The sequence below is a fragment of the Halobellus captivus genome, from assembly GCF_007655485.1.
Taxonomy (GTDB): domain Archaea; phylum Halobacteriota; class Halobacteria; order Halobacteriales; family Haloferacaceae; genus Haloquadratum; species Haloquadratum captivum.
The window spans coordinates 546,351-562,495 of sequence record NZ_VJXQ01000002.1 but is presented as its reverse complement, the minus strand read 5'-3'; the positions used below and the strand labels follow the sequence as shown (position 1 = coordinate 562,495).

Here is a 16,145-nt window from a genome sequence, read left to right as displayed (position 1 = left end):
ATTCCCCGAGTTCCGTCAGTGTTCCCCGTTGGCGGCGTCTCTGAGTTCGATCGCCCGTTCGCTGTCGATTTCGAGATCGGGCACGGGGGTCGGTCTGTTGTCGTCGTCGATCGCGACGTAGGTGAAGTGCGACTCCGTGGTGAGTTCGGTCTCGGCCGTGAGCGGGTTCTCGCTGAACACCCGAAGGTAGACGCTCACGCTCGTCGTGCCCGCGTCGTAGACGTACGACTTGATGAGCGCGGCGTTGCCGCGGGGGATCGGCCGGTGGAAGTCGACGCTCTCCATATTCGCGGTGACGACGGTTTCGCCCGCGAAGCGCATCGCCGACATCGCGCCGACCTCGTCCATCCACTTGACGACGTTGCCGCCGTGGGCCGTGTCGTTGTTGTTCGTGTCGTTGGGCTGGACGAGCACCCGATTCTCGATGTAGGTCTCCTCGAGGGGGATCATAGGAAGAGGTTTCGCGACGCCGATCATTGTTCTGTCGCCTCGGCTTCGACGTCCGATCGAGGAACGCCGGGACGCTTACGGTTCTCGATCGCCTTGTTCGCCCGTGGACGAAGACGGACTCGCCATCGGAATTACGGCGGTGCTCGCCGGGACGACAGTGCTCTTCGTCGTTCTCGGAATCGCCTATCAGCCGCTGCTCCTGCTGTTCGCGAGCATCTTCGCCGCGGCGACGTACTTCATCTGGTACCACGCGAGCGGTCGCCTCGGCGAGCGGATCAAGCGGACGACCGCGAGCGCTGCGGGCGCGCGACGTCAGCGCCGCCGGAGCGCGAACGCGGCCGGACGCGGTCCGGGTGATTTCGAGGGCTTCGGCCCCGGTCGACGAGCAGCGACCGGGAGCCGCGGACACGAAAACCGGGCACGAGGCAGTCAGCGGCAGAGTGACCGGCGACGGGATGACTGGCGACGGGTTGACCGGCGACGCGACCCGACCGAACCGACACTCGCGGAGGCGTATCGGACGCTCGGCCTCGACGCCGACGCCGACGCCGACGCGGTGAGAGCCGCCTATCGCGAGCGGGTGAAGACGGCGCATCCCGATGCCGACGGCGGCGACGAGGAGCAGTTCAAGCGCGTGAACCGCGCGTACGAACGGCTCAAAGAGTGAGCGGGCGGACGTTCGCCTGGCTACCGCTGTTCGCGTTCGGCAACGAGTTCTGCGACAAACCATCCCGCGTAGATTCGCCGATCCGCTACCGCAATAGCCCTACTGTGACACGCGAACTCACACCACGAAAAGGGTTTTAATAGGCGGTTCCCTATCCGCGGCTATGAGCGCTGATCGGGCCGTTCTGGAATCGGCCCTCGAGCGCGGCGAGGAGGAGGGCGGCAGCGTCGAGTTCAAAGAGCGGCTCTCGCGAGAGCTCCACCTCGCCGACGGTCGCCTGGAGAGTCTGGCGGCGCAACTGCGTCACCGCGTGCTCTCCGGCGACGGCACGGCGACCTACGTCGTCGGCGTCACCGACGACGGGGGAATCGCCGGCATCGAACCCGACGCCTTCTCCGAATCGATGGACGTTCTCTCCATCCTGGCCGAGGAGGCGGGCGCACACATCGAAGACGTCGAAACGTGGGGCGTCGGCGACGAGGCGGATCGGGGACTCGTCGGCGTCGCGACCCTCCAGGAGGGCGCGATGCTCGACGTCGACGACGACCACATCGTCGTCGGGACCGCGGGCCACGTCGACCACGGGAAATCGACGCTCGTCGGCTCGCTCGTGACCGGTACCGCCGACGACGGGCAGGGCCAGACCCGCGGATTCCTCGACGTCCAGCCCCACGAGGTCGAACGCGGGCTCTCGGCGGACCTCTCCTATGCGGTCTACGGATTCACGGCGGACAGCCCGGTCCACATGGACAACCCACATCGAAAGTCCGACCGCGCGCGCGTCGTCGAGGAGGCCGAGCGGTTGGTCTCCTTCGTCGACACCGTGGGCCACGAGCCGTGGCTACGGACGACGATCCGCGGACTCGTCGGCCAGCGGCTCGATTACGGCCTGCTCGTCGTCGCCGCCGACGACGGCCCCACGAAGACGACCCGGGAGCACCTCGGCATCCTGCTCGCGATGGAACTGCCGACGATCGTCGCGATCACGAAGGCCGACGCAGTGGACGAGGAGCGGCTCGAATCCGTCGAACGCGAGGTAGAGCGGCTGCTCCGCGACGTCGGCCGGACTCCCCTCCGGGCAGACCGATACGGCGTCGACGCCGCCGTCGAGGAGATCAGCGACTCAGTCGTGCCGGTCCTCACGACCAGCGCGGTCACGATGGACGGGCTCGACGACCTCGATGCGATGTTCGAGCGGCTCCCGAAGACCACGCGGGAGTCCGGCGCGGACTTCCGGATGTACATCGACCGGACGTACTCGGTGACGGGCGTCGGCGCGGTCGCCTCCGGCACCGTCAACGCCGGGAGCGTCGAGGCCGGTGACGAGCTGCTGCTCGGCCCGATGCCGGACGGCTCCTTCCGCGAGGTCGAGGTGCGATCGATCGAGATGCACCACCACCGCGTCGACCGGGCGAAGGCGGGTCGGATCGTCGGTATCGCCCTGAAAGGCGTCCGCGAAGCGGAGATGGAGCGCGGAATGGCGCTGCTCTCGCCGGAGGCGAACCCGACCGCCGTCCGCTCCTTCGAGGCGGAGGTGATGGTGCTCAACCATCCGACGCGGATCCGCGAGGGCTACGAGCCAGTCGTACACCTCGAAACGGTGAGCGAGGCGGTCATCTTCAAACCGGAGGGCGGACAGCTCCTCCCCGGCGACACGGGGACCGCGACGGTCGAGTTCAAGTTCCGGCCGTATCTCGTCGAGGAGGGCCAGCGGTTCGTCTTCCGCGAGGGCCGGTCGAAGGGCGTCGGCACCGTCGTCGACGTCGGTGGGACGTCGTAGCGGCTCGTTTCTGTACCGCCTCGTCACCTTGATCGGCTACGTCGTGCTCGCGGCGTTCACATTGATTCGCCCGCGGCGTACACATAAATTCGCCCGCAGCGTTCACATCGACTCGCCCGCGACGTTCACACCGGTGCGCCCGCGACGTTGAAGTCCCGCGGGGCCCGAGTCAGCAGTAATGATCTCCGCGCCCGCGCTCGCACTCGTCGCCCTTCTCGGCGGCGTGCAGCTCTTAGAATCGGTACTCGACCGGCTGAATCTCCGCTACGGCGCTCGCGCCGTCCGCGACGCCGACGAGTGGATTCGGTCGTCGCTCGGCGTCGACGATCCCGAGGAGATGGTGGCGTACCAGCGCTCGAAGACGCTCCTCTCGAACGGACAGTCGTGGCTCGGCGTGCTCGCCGTTCTCGCGGTCGTCGTCTCCGGACTCTACGGCGACGCGGCGATGGCACTGTCCGAAACCGGACTTTCGAGCGTCGCGCAGGGCGTGCTCCTCCTCGCAGGGGCCGTCCTCGCGGGCCGACTTCTCTCGATCCCCTTCGACCTCTACGAGACGTTCGTCGTCGAGGAGCGCTTCGGGTTCAACAACCGGACGCTCACGCTGTGGCTGCGTGATCTCCTCGTCGGAACGGTCGTCGCCCTCGTCATCGGCGGTATCGTCGCGGGCGGCGTCCTCCTCGCCGTGGAGGCGCTTCCCACGCGCTGGCCGGTCGTCGGCTGGGCGCTCGTCGTCGGCTTCTCGCTCGTGATGATGGTGCTGTATCCCCGCGTCATCGCACCGCTGTTCAACGACTTCGAGCCGATCGAATCGGGGGCGCTCAGAGAGGCCGTCGAGGACGTCTTCGAGCGCGCGGGCTTCTCCTGTGAGCAGGTCTACGAGATGGACGCGAGTCGGCGGTCGTCGCACTCGAACGCCTACTTCGTCGGCTTCGGGCGAGCGAAGCGCGTCGTCCTCTTCGACACGCTCGTCGAGCAGATGGACCGCGAGGCGATTCAGGCCGTGCTCGCCCACGAACTCGCCCACTGGAAGAAGGCACACATCTGGAAGCAGATCGGTGCGTCGGCGGTACAGATGGCCGTCGTCTTCGCGTTCCTGTGGTGGGTGACGAGTTCGGCGTGGGTGTACGAAGCGTTCGGCCTCCCCGCGGAGACGTACGCCGCGCTCGGGATCGGCCTCCTGTACGCCGGGCCGTTGCTCTCGCTCACCGCACCGTTGACGAACCGGCTCTCGCTGGCGCACGAACGCGAGGCTGACGATTTCGCCGCCGAGACGATGGGCGAGGTCGAATCGATGACGCGGGCGCTGGAGACGCTCGCAGGCGAGAACCTCAGCAATCCGTTCCCGCACCCCGCCTACGCCGCGTTCCATCTGACGCACCCGCCGATCCCCGAGCGGATTCGTCGGCTTCGCGAGCGGTACGGCGCGGAGGCCTCCGGTGAGGGCGATCCCGACGCCGACGTCCCGCCGTCGGCGACGTGATTTCTCGATGACCGAGCGCGACCCGGAATTCCCGTGGTCGAGTCACTCGACGCGAACGTATCCGTCGTCCCGCTCGTCCGCCAGGCCGAGCAGGACCGCCCATCCGAGGATGCGCTCGACGCGCTCGCGCCACACGTCGCGCCAGTCGCCAGCGGCGCGGTGGGTCTCCCAGACGGGAACGCGCTCCTCGAACGCGTCGAACACCTCGTCGACCGTTCGGGGCTCGTCGGTGTCGAGACCATCGAGGACCTCCCGCGCGCCGTAGACGCGCTCTCGAAACGCCGACCGGAGGTGCTCGGGCGTCGGCTCCGTCGACTCGCGGACGAATCCCGACGGCGTTTCGGCGGCGAGCTCGAGCGCCCGCAGGAACGTGAGCCACGTTCGCGCCACGTCGCGGCTGGGGAAGCCGAGTCGACGCATCAGCCGGGCGCAGCAGTCGTCCTCGGTTCCCGGAACGAGCGGGACGGCGCGCTGGGCGTCGGCGACGCGGTCGAGGGAATCCGGCAGTTCGGGGAGGAGCTTGAATCGCATAGCGGCCTCCTACGATCGGTAGCCGAACGACTCGGCCAAGAGCCCCTCGTCGGTGTCGCCGAGGACGTGCGTGGGGCCGTCGACGACGTCGATCGTCGCCTTTCCGGGCGCGAAGATCGTTTCGGGGACCTCGTAGAAATCCCACTCCGCGTCGTCGAAGATCGCCTCGAACGGCGTTCCGTACTCCTCGCGTGCGCTGGAGGGGACTCGATCGAAGTCGTCGAAGTCCTCGGTGACGGTCAGATGTACTTCGCCGCCGTAGGCGACGGCGTCGTTGGTGCGGGCCATCGCGACGCTCTCGTCGTAGCTGACGGGAGCGATCGGGGCTGAGCCGAACGCCGACTGGACGTTATGGACGTCGTATCCGAGCTCGAAGAGTCTGAAGAGCGCGAGTTCGGCCGCGCGGGCGGCCCCCGTGACGCTACCGACGGTCGACCCGGTCGCGTACGCCGGGAGGAAGACGGCACTGGGCTCGACACCCGCGCGATCGGCGACGTGCTCGGCGATCCGATCGCTCGGGAGGTCGATGCTCTCGACGGAGAGCACGGTGAGGTCGAACTCGTCGAAGTACTCCATCGCGTGGAACTCGTCTTCCTCGGCGACAAGCGCGCGGGCCGGACCGGACCCCAGTCCGTCGAACGGGGGGTCGTCGAAGGTCAGCTCCCAGCCCGCCTTCTGCGAGCAGAGCAGCGAGAGCGCGGGGTGGTCCGTCTGGAGTTCGACGTACGGCGTCGGCGCGCCAGCGACGTCGTCCATCCGCGTCTGCACCGTCGAAAGACCCGCGGTCTGGATCTCGGCGAGCAGCATTCCGGCCTCGACGCCGCCGGGCGAGTCGACCCCGAAGTCGAGGACGGTCGCCCCCGAGTCGAGTTCGTGCGGTACGACGCGGAGTTCGCCCGCGAAGTCGATGGCCTCGTCGACGAGCTCGATGGCCATCCGGTTGATCGAATCCATACCCGGTGGTTGGGCGTGATACGGTAAAGACGTTGGTTGTGTGGCCGAGAAAGCCACCGGTACCGCGCCGAATCACCCTTTCCGGTGTTCACAGACCGTCGCTTTCGATATCGTGTGTGGCGCGAGGGTACGTGGTCCTTACGCGATCGGGGGTTCGGTTACGGGCACCGTCACTTTTCGAACTGCGTTCATTACAAATACGGTCTCGGTCGTGCGTTCCGCTATGGTTCGAAGGATGCCACACACAGCACGCGAATGGGTCGCCTGGTTGAGTCCCGGGATGATGATCCTCGTCGGCGCAGTCCTGTTTTTCATCCCCGCGCCGCCGACCTCGTTGATCGGGATCGCGCTCATCATCGTCGGGGCGGTCCTCTGGCTCGTCGACTACTTCGGTCGCGACGAACCCGACGAGCGCGAGGCGATGCGAGGCGGGATGGGGAACGAAGACCCCGAACCCGACCTCGACTGAGCTCGAAATCGTTTTCGACGAGTGACGGGCCCGCTTCAGGCTCTCACAGAGACGTCGTCCAACGCGAAAAACGCCGTCTCGTAGCCATCGTGACGGGCGATCTGCGACCAAGTCGTGACTGAGATCGTGAGCTCGTCGCCCGCCCGCACGTCGGCATCGAATCCGGCCGCACCGTAGTGGTAGCCGATCTCCGAATCCAGCGTGGACGTCAATCTACCGTCGAATACAGTCTCGTTCTCGCGCGTCAGCGTCGCCGCCAGTCCCATCATTGGCAGCAGGATCCCGTTGTGCGCCGTCCGCGCCGAGACGTACAGATACGACTCCCCCTCGGACCGCCCGGGAACCTCCTCGTTGTCGACAACGAACGCCTCGAAGACGACGTCGCCCGAGGTCGCCCGCCCGAGATGCCGCCCCGGCAACGACGCCGCGTCCGGGGCTCGGCCGACCGGAGCGTCGTGCATCTCCATCGGCGGCACGGCCCCGCGCTCCCCCGCACCGTCCGGTTCCGAAATCTCGATTGCGGACAAATCGTCGGCGTGGAACTCGAAGGGGATCGTCGCAGTCTCCGGCGACTCGAACGCGCCCTCGAATCCGCCGGTTCGTCGCGTCGAAATCCCGCCGACGTGGATCCGCGCCTCGTATGCGCCCTCCCCGGCGAGCGCGTAGTTGTCGCCATAGTGCAGCCCCATCTGCTGGGAGAGCATCGGGTAGGCGACCTCCTGTGTGACGATCCCGCCCTCGTCCCGGATCTCGATCGTCAGTCCCGAATCGACGGGGAGGACCTGTTCGGTTTCCGTGTCCCACAGCGACACCATCAGGTGGACGTCGTCGTCAGCCTCGACGACCGTCTTCGACGTTTCACTGCCCGTGAGCGTCCAGAAGCGGTGCGGGTAGGAGTACGTGAGCGCGACGCCGTACCGACCCGTCGTCGTCCGTCCGTACATTCCCATCCCCTCGGTGACCGCGGGCACGTACACCGCGTCCGGACGGTCGGCGGCCAGCGGCGGATCGCGCCACGCCGACTCCCGCTGAAAGCCGAGCGCCTGAAGACAACCCGCAGTGCCGACCACTCCACCGGCGGCGACGCCGCCGAGAAACGCTCGCCGGGTCGTGCTCGATCGCGACGACGGGTTTCGAGGACGTTCCATCTCTCGATGCCAGGTTACGCGTCGACAGTGATGACGGTTCCGAAGGTTCTCGCTCTCAGCGAACGAACCGAAGCTGTCGGAAAACCGTCGGGTCACCGCACATCCTCGCGCGTGAGCCAGTCGTACTCCGCATCCGCGCGTCTGCGCTCGGCTTCGCGAAGTCCGGCGTAGTTCCGAATGAGATCCGTCGTCGAGACGATACCGACGACGTCGATCCCGTCGACGACGACCAACCGGTGAACGTCGTTCTCGCGCAACGTTTCCGCTGCACGCCGCATCGTCGCCGAGGGACCGATCGTGATCAGCGGCGCGCTCGCGGCCCTCCTGACACCGATCGACGACAGCGACTCACCGGTGCGGTGCGTCGCTTCCAACACGTCGCGCTGGGTCACGATTCCACCCGGCGCGCCGTCGTCGGTGACGACCGCGCTCCCGACGTCCGCGTCGAGCATCTCCCCGACGGCATCGGCGAGCGACGCGCCGAGGTCCACCGTGACAACCGTCGACGAGCAGATGTCGCTGACGCGCATTACCGAACGTTCAATCGATATCACATAACGGATTGCGCCCGTCCGGCAATCTCCCGGAGAAAGTACTTTGTTCGTCTGCATACAACCGTATGCATATGTCCAAAAGTATCCGCCTCTCCGAGGAGGCGTACGATCGTCTCGCTGCGCACAAACGCGAAGACGAGACGTTTTCAGAGGTCGTTCTCCGGTTGGCCGGGGAACGATCGCTCCTCGACCTCGCGGGAATCCTGAGCGATGAGGAAACCGACGCACTCCGAGAAGCGGTCTCCGAGCGGCGAGGGCGACGCGGCGAGGAACTCGAAGCGATTGCAGAGCGGATGCGGGAGGCATAGGGTGCTCCTCGATACGGCATTTCTCATCGACTTGATGAATGGCGACGAGGGGGCCATTGAGAAAGCTCGCGAGGTGGAGCGCGATCTCGTCCAACAGCGGATTTCGTCGATGACGCTGTTCGAGTTGTACTACGGTGTCGCGCGAGCGATGGACACAGAGTCCGAACGCAATACAGTCGAAGAAATCCTCGAATCAAAACCGATCTATCCCGCTGATACCGCTGTGATGCGGAAGGCTGGCCGACTCTCCGGCGAACTGCAGAACGAGGGAACGCCGGTCGGGGACGGTGACGTGATCATCGCGGCGACTGCGGCTGTGTTGGAAGAGCCGGTCCTCACGCGGAACGTCGATGACTTCGAGCGTCTAGATATCGACGTAGTCACGTACTGAACTTCGACGTACTGGGTACGACAGCATAGAAAAACGGCGTTCGGGACCGAACGGCCAGTTACAGGAAGTCCTCGATGTAGTCGGCGACTTCGTTCGGCGTGTCGCCGACGGGGACGCCCGCGTCGTTGAGCGCGTCGATCTTCGATTCCGCGGTTCCGGTCCCGGAACCTGAAACGATCGCGCCCGCGTGGCCCATCCGCTTGCCCGGCGGCGCGGTGCGCCCGGCGATGAAGCCCGCGACCGGCGTGTCCATGTTCTCCGCGATGAACTTCGCGGCCTGCTCTTCGTCCTCGCCGCCGATCTCGCCGCACATCACGACCGCCTTCGTCTCACTGTCAGCCTCGAAGGCCTCCAACGAGTCGACGAACGACGTGCCGATGATCGGATCGCCGCCGATGCCGATGGCGGTGGTCTGGCCGATTCCTCTTTCAGTGAGATTCGAGACGACCTGGTACGTCAGGGTGCCCGAGCGCGAGACGAGTCCCACGTCTCCGGACTCGAAGATGTTGCCGGGCAGGATGCCCAACTTGGCCTCGCCGGGCGTGATGATCCCGGGGCAGTTCGGTCCGATGAGACGGGTATCCACTTCGGAAAGGCGCTTGTTCACTTTCGCCATATCCTGGGTCGGGATTCCCTCCGTGATCGCGACGACGAGGTCGAGATCGGTATCGAGCGCCTCGAAAACGGCGTCGGCCGCGAACGCGGGCGGGACGAACACCACGGACGCGTCGGCGTCCTCGGCGTCGACCGCCTGATCGACGGTGTCGTAGACGGGGACGCCCGCAACCTCCTGACCGCCCTTGCCGGGGACCGCGCCAGCGACGACGTTCGTACCGTACTCGATCATCTGCTCGGTGTGGAACTTGCCCTCCCCACCGGTGATTCCCTGTACTACAACGCGCGTGTCGTCGTCGACGAAGATGCTCATTGTCCTGCCTCCTGTGCGTTTTCGACCGCTCGCTGCACCGCGTCTTCGAGAGTCGCTTCGACCTCGACGAGGTCGGTGTTGAGAATCTCCATTCCTTCCTCGGCGTTCGTCCCCGCCAGTCGGACGACGACCTTCTTCGGGATCTCGTCGAAGGATTCGAGCGCCTCGTTGATTCCCTTCGCGACCTCGTCGCCGCGGGTGATGCCGCCGAAGATGTTGAAGACGACCGCGTCGACGTTCTCGTCGGCGAAGACCATATCCAGCGCGTTCGCGACGCGCTCGGCCTTCGCCCCGCCGCCGATATCGAGGAAGTTCGCGGGCGTTCCACCGAAGTGATCGACGAGGTCCAGCGTCGTCATCACGAGGCCCGCGCCGTTGCCGATAATGCCGACGTTGCCCGAGAGCCGAACGTAGTCGAAGCCGTACTCGTTGGCCTTGGCTTCGAGGTCGTCCGCGGCAGCCTCGTCCTCCATCTCGGCGAGGTCTGGTTGCCGAAAGAGCGCGTCCTCGTCGATGTTCATCACAGCGTCCGCGGCGATGACCTCGCGGTCCGCGGTGATCATCACGGGGTTGATCTCGACTTCGGAGGCGTCCTTCGACTCGTAGAGGTCATAGAGCGTCGAGAGAATCGAAGCGACGTCGCCTGCGACGTCGCGAGGAATCTCAGCGTCGTAGACGACTTTCCGCGCCTGGTAGGGGTGCAGGCCGAACGCGGGATCGATGTGCTCGCGGGCGATCGCGTCCGGCGTCTCCTCGGCGACGGACTCGATGTCGACACCGCCCTCAGTAGAGACCATCGCGACGGGCTCGCCCTCGCCGCGGTCCATCGTGATCCCCACGTAGAGTTCGTTCTCGAAGTCGACCCCCTCCTCGACGAGGACCTTCTCGACGGTGTAGCCTTTGAGGTCCATTCCGAGGATCTCGTCGGCGTACTGTCGGGCCTCCGCCTCGTCGGTCGCGATCTTGATCCCACCGGCCTTGCCCCGTCCGCCGACGTGTACCTGTGCCTTGATCGCCGCCGGGAATCCGATCTCCGAGACCGCCTCGACGACCTCCTCGACAGTCGTCGCGAGGTGAGACTCGGGTACCGGAATACCGGCGTCGGCGAAGACGTCCTTCGCCTGATATTCGTGTAAGCGCATCGTGCGAAACTCCGGCGTGCGCGCGCATAAAGCCCGTCGATATTATTCTCGGCGTACTCGGTTCACCGGCGATTTGAACCGATATACTCGGTGACACCGGGAGTGAAACACCAGCTTCGCAGCCGTGCAGTTCCGACCGATTTTATGATCGCCCTCTCCAAACTCACAGCAATGCGCGCAGTCAGATTCCACGAGCACGGCGGACCCGACGTACTGACGGTCGACGAGGTCGACGAGCCCGAACCCGAATATGGCGAGGTCGTCGTCGACGTCGAGGCCGCCGCGGTGAACCCGGTCGACACGTACTTCCGCGAGGGCGCGTACCCCGTTCCACACCTCCCGTTCATCGGCGGCTCCGACGTCGCGGGCACTGTCGCGGCCGTCGGCGACGGCGTCGAGGAGTTCGATATCGACGACCGCGTGTTCGGAACGGGTCTCGGAAACGGACGCCCCGGATCGTACGCCGAAGCGGTCGCCGCGCCCACGGACCTCATCGCACACCTACCCGAAGCAGTCGACTTCGCGGACGCGGCGGCGCTCGCGCTCGTCGGCACGACCGCGTGGCAGGCGCTCGTCCACCACGCGGCCGCCGAGCCAGCGGAGACGGTACTCGTCCACGGTGGCAGCGGCGGCGTCGGTCACGTCGCCATCCAACTCGCGGAGACGATGGGCGCGCGCGTCCACACGACCGCCTCGTCCGAGTACACAGAGGACCTCGAAGCGCTCGGCGCGAGCGAGGTCTTCGACTACACGCGCGATGATCTCGAAGCCGCCGTCGTCGACGCGGGCGGCGCGGACGTCGTCGTCGATCTGCATATGGATCAGTACCTCCAGTTCAACGCGAGTGTCGCGAACGCGGGCGCGCGCGTAATCGGAATCGGTAACGACACTTCCAGTGGCTCATTCGACGATATCGGGATCACGAAGGGCAAAGAGATCCGCTATCAGTTCATGTCGATGTACAACGCCGACGACATCGGCGCGGTGTTGGAACGACTCGCCGATCTCTGCGCCCGCGGCGAAGTCGAACCCGTGATCTACGGGGCGTACGCCCTCGACGAGACCGCAGAAGCGCAGCGGGCCGTTCTGGAGGACAGCTTCGTCGGGAAGTTAGTCGTCACGTTGTAAGCGGTTCGCGTCGTCGACTACAGAATCTCTTGGATGCGAAACGGTTCCGTTGGTACGACGAAATCACCCACAGCGTCGTCCGAAACGCGTTCTCTCAGGCCAGCGATGCGAATGTCGGCGGACGGGACGGGTACTACGCGGGGGCCGCAATCGACGAGGGCGTGAACACTGTGCTGACGATCGACGACGACTTCGAGCGGTTCGATGCGTTCGATACCGAGGGTATCCTCTCGTCCGAGCAATTCCGCGAACTGAACCAGTATCTCGGAGCGTAGCCTCGGCTGTTCGCTCCGACGCGCTGGCCATCGATACAGAGGCGTTAGACCACTATCGACGAACGTACAGAACTGTCCGTTTTGAGACGTGTGTGTTCACTTTTCGCAGCGGGCGCGCCCGATAATCGCGTGTCTTATCACTTCCCCACTGATTAGATCGAGCCGACATGAGTCAACGAGAGACCTGGGCGACGCGCGCGGGGTTCATCCTCGCCGCCGTCGGCTCGGCGGTCGGATTGGGAAACATCTGGCAGTTCCCCTTCAAGACCTCCGAGTACGGCGGGGCGACGTTCCTCGTCGTCTATCTGGTCGCCGCACTGGGGATCGGGCTCCCGGCGATGCTCGCGGAGTTCGTCATCGGGAGAAAGAGCAACCTGAACGCCATCAGCGCGTTCGAGAAGCTGGGACACCGCTCCTGGAAGTGGGTCGGCGTCCTCGGCGTCGCCACCGGCTTCTGGATCCTGTCGTACTACAGCGTCGTCGGCGGGTGGGTGCTCCGCTACATCGGCGGGAGCCTCACCGGCGGCTACTTCGCCGACCCGGCGGGCTACTTCGGGCAGGTCTCGGCCGGACCCGAGGCGCTCGCGCTCCACGCGCTGTTTATGATCTTCGTCGTCGCGATCGTCGCGAGCGGCGTCGAGGACGGCATCGAAAAGGCGACGAAGCTGATGGTGCCGAGCATCGTCGTCATCCTCGGCGCCCTCGCCGTGTGGGTGTTCACCCTTCCGGGGGCGGGACCGGGCTACAGTTACTTCCTCTCGCCCGACCTCTCACAGCTCAGTCTGAGCGTCTCGTTCGATCCCCTTCCGTCCTTTAGCGGGCCGCTCACGGAGATCATTCCCTTCGCCGTGAGCCAGGCGTTCTTCTCGCTGTCGCTCGGAATGGGCGCGATGATCACCTACGCGTCCTACGTCGGCGACGATCAGAGCCTCTTCGGGGACAGCGTCACCGTCGTCGTGTTCAACAGCGCGGTCGGTATCCTCGCCGGTCTCGTCGTCATCCCGCTGCTGTTCGTGCAGGGGATCGAACCCGGCAGCGGCGGCGCGGGTGCGCTCTTCGTCAGTCTGGCGACCGCGTTCGCCGAGCTTCCCGCGGGTCGCTTCGTCGGCGCGGCCTTCTTCGCCGTCGTCCTCATCGCGGCGCTGTCGTCGGCGATCAGCCTGCTCGAAGTGGTCACCTCGTACGTCGTCGACAACTACGGCGCGCGCCGTCCACAGGTCGCCGCCGGGCTCGGCGGACTCATCTTCCTGCTCGGTATTCCCTCGGCGTGGAACACGTCGTGGCTCACCTGGTTCGACACGCTCGCGTACCAACTGCTGCTCCCGCTGTCGGTCCTGGGCGTTCTCCTCTTCATCGGTTGGGTGTACGGCCGCCCGGCCGTCGAGGAACTCCTCTCGGGATCGTCGCTGGGTGACGGCGTCGGCCTGACGTGGCTGTGGCTCGTCCGAACGGTCGTCGTTCTCGGCGTCCTGCTCACGCTAGCGCTCGGTGTTCAGACGCTGTTCTTCGCGGAGAGCCCCGCGATCATCCCGCCGCTGTAGACGCCGGGACCGGCGACCTTTGGAGAGGTCGATCGCGGCGGATGGGTGGGGACAGCGACGAATCAACGCGGTTCAGCGGCGGCGCCGGAGTCGTCAGGACCCCCCTCGGCCTCGGCACTGTTCGATGACTTCGCCGACGACGTCGCGGTCGGCGGCGACGAGGTAGCGACGCCCTTCGATCAGTTTTGTTGAGTGTTGGACGGCGACGTGGCCGCCGGATTCGGCGATGACGACGGAACCCTCCGGGAGCGCGTCCGCCACGACCGAACCTGCGGCTGGCGCGTCGTAGTCGATTCGAACGTCCAGCACTTCGAGTTGGCCGGTGACTTCCTCTAGGGTTCGAACGTCGCTCCCGGTGAGCGCGTTGACCGCCGCGCGGACGCTGGCGCGCTCGGGGAGATACACCTCGTCGACGTACTCTTCGTACTCGTCTCCGGCCCGGTCGTCGATGCGGGCGACGGTCCGGAGCCCCGTGGCGTACCGCTTTGCGGCCATACAAATCACGAGGTTCGTGTCCTCCTTGTCCGTGAGCGCGCCGACGACGCCCGTCCGATCGGTGATTGCCGCTTCGAGCACCGAGGGCTTCGTCGCGTCCCCTTGGATGACCTCGATGTCGTCACCCTCGATCGCGCCGTCCGGATCGGGGTCGACGACGGTGACGGGTCGCTCCCGGTCGGCGAAGTACTGTGCCACGCGGTGTCCGACTCGTCCGCTTCCAGCGATCACGACGTGTGCCGAATCATCCATATTTGTTCATTATAGTAGGCCCAGATAAGCGTCAGCCCGAGCTACTGATGGGTTTCAAAAGGGTGTCTCGGTTATCGGCGGACTGGGAGGAGGTCGACGACCGCCGGATTCATCACGAACGTCCGTTGTATCGGCCAATTGAGAAAGATGCGGTCCGAAAGCCACTTACTCGCGAGCGGTGGACTGAGAGCCAATGACACGAGAGACGTGGGCGACGCGCGTGGGATTCATCCTCGCTGCCGCGGGCTCTGCAGTGGGATTGGGAAACATCTGGCGTTTCCCGTGGGTGACGGCGGACAACGGGGGAAGCGCATTTCTATTGGTCTATCTCGGTATCGTGCTCCTCGTCGGGGTACCCGGACTCCTCGGCGAGTTCGTCGTCGGTCGGCGCGGGAAGAAAAGTCCCGTCGGCGCGTTCAGGGATCTGTCGGGCTCGCGAACGTGGGGCCTCTGGGGAGTCTTTTACGTCGTCACCGCGATCGCGCTGATCTCGTTTTACAGCGTCGTCGGCGGGTGGATCCTCCGATACTTCGGTTCGAGCGCGCTGGGACTCGCCGGCGCACAGCCCGCGTACTTCGCCGAACCGGGCGCGTACTTCGGTGCCGCCTCCGCGGGGCTGGACGCGCTCGGCTTTCACCTGCTCTTTCTCGGCCTGACAGCGGTCGTCGTTTACGCGGGCGTCCGCCGCGGGATCGAACTCGGCACGAAAGTGATGATGCCCGCCGTCCTCGCGCTGCTCATCGGTCTCGCGGTCTGGGCCGGAACGCGCCCCGGTGCCGCCGAGGCGTATGCGTTCTACCTCAGCTTCGATATCGCGACGGTCCGGGCGAACTTCTTCGACGTCCTCGGCCCCGCCGCGGGACAGGCGCTGTTCACGCTCTCGCTCGGCGCGGGGACGATGATCACCTACGCGTCCTACATCGACGAGAACCGCTCGCTGCCCTTCGATGGAACCGTTATCGCCGTGCTCAACACGCTCGTCGGCGTTCTCGCGGGGCTCGTCGTCTTCCCGCTGCTCTTCTCGCTCGGCGTTGATCCCTCCCAGACCGCTCCCGGTCCGGGCGCGCTGTTCGTCGGTCTCGCTGGCGCGTTCTCCCAACTCCCCGCCGGCGCGCTCGTCGCGACGGCGTTCTTCGGCGTCGTCGTCCTCGCGGCGCTGTCGTCGTCGATCAGTATGCTCGAGATTCCCGTCTCCTTCCTCGTCGACGAGTACGACCTCTCGCGACCGCGCGCGGTGGCGCTCGTCACCGCCGCGGTGGTCGTGACGGGTGGCGTCTGTGCGATGAATCCCACCATCGCGGGTGTGGGCGTGTTCGGGTTCGTCGCGGGCCCGCTCGTCGACACGCTCCTGACGGCCGGGCTGGCCGCCGTCCTAGTCTTCGTCGGCTGGGTGATGGGACGCGACGCCGTGGCGGAACTCCGATCGGGCGCGGGCGGGCTCACGGACGCGCTCGCGACGCCGTGGCTGCTCGGCGCTGGCGTCGTTCTTCCCATCTTCCTCCTCTTTACGCTGCTGACGACGTTCGGCATCGACGCCAGCATCGGCTTCTGGCCGACGGTCGGCGTCGCCGTCCTCGTCGGTGCCGCGGCGTTCCTCGGTGTGCGGACCGAGCGATCGCTGGTGTAGCCCGCGTGGACGCACGTTTCCGACG

18 protein-coding genes are annotated in these 16,145 nt (G+C 66.0%); 10 read left to right on the top strand and 8 right to left on the bottom strand.

Annotated elements, in window-relative coordinates:
• Window positions 1-15 precede the first annotated feature (15 nt).
• Window positions 16-450 (bottom strand): acyl-CoA thioesterase, encoded by a 435-nt coding sequence (locus FJT57_RS08155; RefSeq protein WP_144903980.1) that lies wholly within the window; start codon window positions 448-450, stop codon window positions 16-18.
• A gap of 103 nt (window positions 451-553) precedes the next feature.
• Between FJT57_RS08155 and FJT57_RS08150 the strand changes: the two genes are divergently transcribed.
• From FJT57_RS08150 to FJT57_RS08140, 3 genes are all read left to right on the top strand, one after another.
• The gene (locus FJT57_RS08150; RefSeq protein ID WP_144903978.1) at window positions 554-1,117 is read left to right on the top strand and encodes a J domain-containing protein; all 564 of its coding nucleotides are present in this window, start codon (window positions 554-556) and stop codon (window positions 1,115-1,117) included.
• Window positions 1,118-1,280: 163 nt separating this feature from the next.
• Window positions 1,281-2,897 carry a GTPBP1 family GTP-binding protein gene (locus FJT57_RS08145; protein ID WP_144903976.1) on the top strand — a complete coding sequence of 539 codons (1,617 nt, stop codon included), beginning with the start codon at window positions 1,281-1,283 and terminating at the stop codon, window positions 2,895-2,897.
• Between the two features lie 178 nt (window positions 2,898-3,075).
• On the top strand, window positions 3,076-4,377 hold the full coding sequence (locus FJT57_RS08140) for a M48 family metallopeptidase (protein WP_144903974.1): 1,302 nt from the start codon (window positions 3,076-3,078) through the stop codon (window positions 4,375-4,377).
• Window positions 4,378-4,419: 42 nt separating this feature from the next.
• Here the strand turns inward: FJT57_RS08140 and FJT57_RS08135 are convergent, their stop codons facing one another.
• Window positions 4,420-4,908: a hypothetical protein gene (locus FJT57_RS08135; protein ID WP_144903972.1), complete on the bottom strand. Its 489-nt coding sequence runs from the start codon at window positions 4,906-4,908 to the stop codon at window positions 4,420-4,422.
• 9 nt (window positions 4,909-4,917) lie between these two features.
• Window positions 4,918-5,862, bottom strand: coding sequence for a methenyltetrahydromethanopterin cyclohydrolase (gene mch, locus FJT57_RS08130; RefSeq protein ID WP_144903970.1), 945 nt, complete (start codon window positions 5,860-5,862; stop codon window positions 4,918-4,920).
• Between the two features lie 235 nt (window positions 5,863-6,097).
• Here mch and FJT57_RS08125 point away from each other — a divergent pair, with 235 nt between their 5' ends.
• Complete coding sequence (locus FJT57_RS08125) at window positions 6,098-6,331, top strand: hypothetical protein (RefSeq protein WP_144903968.1); 234 nt, start codon at window positions 6,098-6,100, stop codon at window positions 6,329-6,331.
• Window positions 6,332-6,366: 35 nt separating this feature from the next.
• Here the strand turns inward: FJT57_RS08125 and FJT57_RS08120 are convergent, their stop codons facing one another.
• Window positions 6,367-7,479: a DUF7350 domain-containing protein gene (locus tag FJT57_RS08120; RefSeq protein ID WP_144903966.1), complete on the bottom strand. Its 1,113-nt coding sequence runs from the start codon at window positions 7,477-7,479 to the stop codon at window positions 6,367-6,369.
• 92 nt (window positions 7,480-7,571) lie between these two features.
• Window positions 7,572-8,009, bottom strand: a complete 438-nt coding sequence (locus FJT57_RS08115; protein WP_162524318.1) for a CBS domain-containing protein — start codon at window positions 8,007-8,009, stop codon at window positions 7,572-7,574.
• Window positions 8,010-8,104: 95 nt separating this feature from the next.
• Between FJT57_RS08115 and FJT57_RS08110 the strand changes: the two genes are divergently transcribed.
• Together FJT57_RS08110 and FJT57_RS08105 are read left to right on the top strand one after the other, a co-directional pair.
• Entirely contained in the window at window positions 8,105-8,341 is a 237-nt protein-coding gene (locus FJT57_RS08110; RefSeq protein WP_144903962.1) for an antitoxin VapB family protein, read from the top strand.
• Between the two features lies 1 nt (window position 8,342).
• Window positions 8,343-8,732 (top strand): type II toxin-antitoxin system VapC family toxin, encoded by a 390-nt coding sequence (locus tag FJT57_RS08105; protein ID WP_144903960.1) that lies wholly within the window; start codon window positions 8,343-8,345, stop codon window positions 8,730-8,732.
• Between the two features lie 58 nt (window positions 8,733-8,790).
• Here the strand turns inward: FJT57_RS08105 and sucD are convergent, their stop codons facing one another.
• Together sucD and sucC are read right to left on the bottom strand one after the other, a co-directional pair.
• Window positions 8,791-9,660 carry a succinate--CoA ligase subunit alpha gene (gene sucD, locus FJT57_RS08100; RefSeq protein WP_144903958.1) on the bottom strand — a complete coding sequence of 290 codons (870 nt, stop codon included), beginning with the start codon at window positions 9,658-9,660 and terminating at the stop codon, window positions 8,791-8,793.
• Window positions 9,657-10,802, bottom strand: a complete 1,146-nt coding sequence (gene sucC / locus FJT57_RS08095) for an ADP-forming succinate--CoA ligase subunit beta (RefSeq protein WP_144903956.1) — start codon at window positions 10,800-10,802, stop codon at window positions 9,657-9,659. The genes sucD and sucC overlap by 4 nt, the downstream gene beginning before the upstream one ends.
• 171 nt (window positions 10,803-10,973) lie before the next feature.
• On the opposite strand from sucC, the gene FJT57_RS08090 reads away from it, so the two are divergent.
• From FJT57_RS08090 to FJT57_RS08080, 3 genes are all read left to right on the top strand, one after another.
• Complete coding sequence (locus FJT57_RS08090; RefSeq protein WP_144903954.1) at window positions 10,974-11,930, top strand: zinc-binding dehydrogenase; 957 nt, start codon at window positions 10,974-10,976, stop codon at window positions 11,928-11,930.
• A 29-nt stretch (window positions 11,931-11,959) separates the two neighbouring features.
• A complete protein-coding gene (locus FJT57_RS08085; RefSeq protein WP_144903952.1) occupies window positions 11,960-12,205 on the top strand; it encodes a hypothetical protein in 246 nt (81 codons plus the stop codon).
• 167 nt (window positions 12,206-12,372) lie between these two features.
• Entirely contained in the window at window positions 12,373-13,746 is a 1,374-nt protein-coding gene (locus FJT57_RS08080; protein ID WP_144903950.1) for a sodium-dependent transporter, read from the top strand.
• A gap of 93 nt (window positions 13,747-13,839) precedes the next feature.
• Here the strand turns inward: FJT57_RS08080 and FJT57_RS08075 are convergent, their stop codons facing one another.
• Window positions 13,840-14,493, bottom strand: coding sequence for a potassium channel family protein (locus FJT57_RS08075; protein ID WP_144903948.1), 654 nt, complete (start codon window positions 14,491-14,493; stop codon window positions 13,840-13,842).
• 193 nt (window positions 14,494-14,686) lie between these two features.
• Here FJT57_RS08075 and FJT57_RS08070 point away from each other — a divergent pair, with 193 nt between their 5' ends.
• Complete coding sequence (locus tag FJT57_RS08070; RefSeq protein ID WP_144903946.1) at window positions 14,687-16,120, top strand: sodium-dependent transporter; 1,434 nt, start codon at window positions 14,687-14,689, stop codon at window positions 16,118-16,120.
• Window positions 16,121-16,145: the final 25 nt, after the last annotated feature.

What these genes read in the sequence shown, in the direction of transcription:
- FJT57_RS08155 (WP_144903980.1), bottom strand. Translation starts at nt 450, where the DNA reads ATGATCCCCCTCGAGGAGACCTACATCGAGAATCGGGTGCTCGTCCAG.
- FJT57_RS08145 (WP_144903976.1), top strand. Translation starts at nt 1,281, where the DNA reads ATGAGCGCTGATCGGGCCGTTCTGGAATCGGCCCTCGAGCGCGGCGAG.
- FJT57_RS08140 (WP_144903974.1), top strand. Translation starts at nt 3,076, where the DNA reads ATGATCTCCGCGCCCGCGCTCGCACTCGTCGCCCTTCTCGGCGGCGTG.
- FJT57_RS08135 (WP_144903972.1), bottom strand. Translation starts at nt 4,908, where the DNA reads ATGCGATTCAAGCTCCTCCCCGAACTGCCGGATTCCCTCGACCGCGTC.
- mch (WP_144903970.1), bottom strand. Translation starts at nt 5,862, where the DNA reads ATGGATTCGATCAACCGGATGGCCATCGAGCTCGTCGACGAGGCCATC.
- FJT57_RS08125 (WP_144903968.1), top strand. Translation starts at nt 6,098, where the DNA reads ATGCCACACACAGCACGCGAATGGGTCGCCTGGTTGAGTCCCGGGATG.
- FJT57_RS08120 (WP_144903966.1), bottom strand. Translation starts at nt 7,479, where the DNA reads ATGGAACGTCCTCGAAACCCGTCGTCGCGATCGAGCACGACCCGGCGA.
- FJT57_RS08115 (WP_162524318.1), bottom strand. Translation starts at nt 8,009, where the DNA reads ATGCGCGTCAGCGACATCTGCTCGTCGACGGTTGTCACGGTGGACCTC.
- FJT57_RS08110 (WP_144903962.1), top strand. Translation starts at nt 8,105, where the DNA reads ATGTCCAAAAGTATCCGCCTCTCCGAGGAGGCGTACGATCGTCTCGCT.
- sucD (WP_144903958.1), bottom strand. Translation starts at nt 9,660, where the DNA reads ATGAGCATCTTCGTCGACGACGACACGCGCGTTGTAGTACAGGGAATC.
- sucC (WP_144903956.1), bottom strand. Translation starts at nt 10,802, where the DNA reads ATGCGCTTACACGAATATCAGGCGAAGGACGTCTTCGCCGACGCCGGT.
- FJT57_RS08090 (WP_144903954.1), top strand. Translation starts at nt 10,974, where the DNA reads ATGCGCGCAGTCAGATTCCACGAGCACGGCGGACCCGACGTACTGACG.
- FJT57_RS08080 (WP_144903950.1), top strand. Translation starts at nt 12,373, where the DNA reads ATGAGTCAACGAGAGACCTGGGCGACGCGCGCGGGGTTCATCCTCGCC.
- FJT57_RS08075 (WP_144903948.1), bottom strand. Translation starts at nt 14,493, where the DNA reads ATGGATGATTCGGCACACGTCGTGATCGCTGGAAGCGGACGAGTCGGA.
- FJT57_RS08070 (WP_144903946.1), top strand. Translation starts at nt 14,687, where the DNA reads ATGACACGAGAGACGTGGGCGACGCGCGTGGGATTCATCCTCGCTGCC.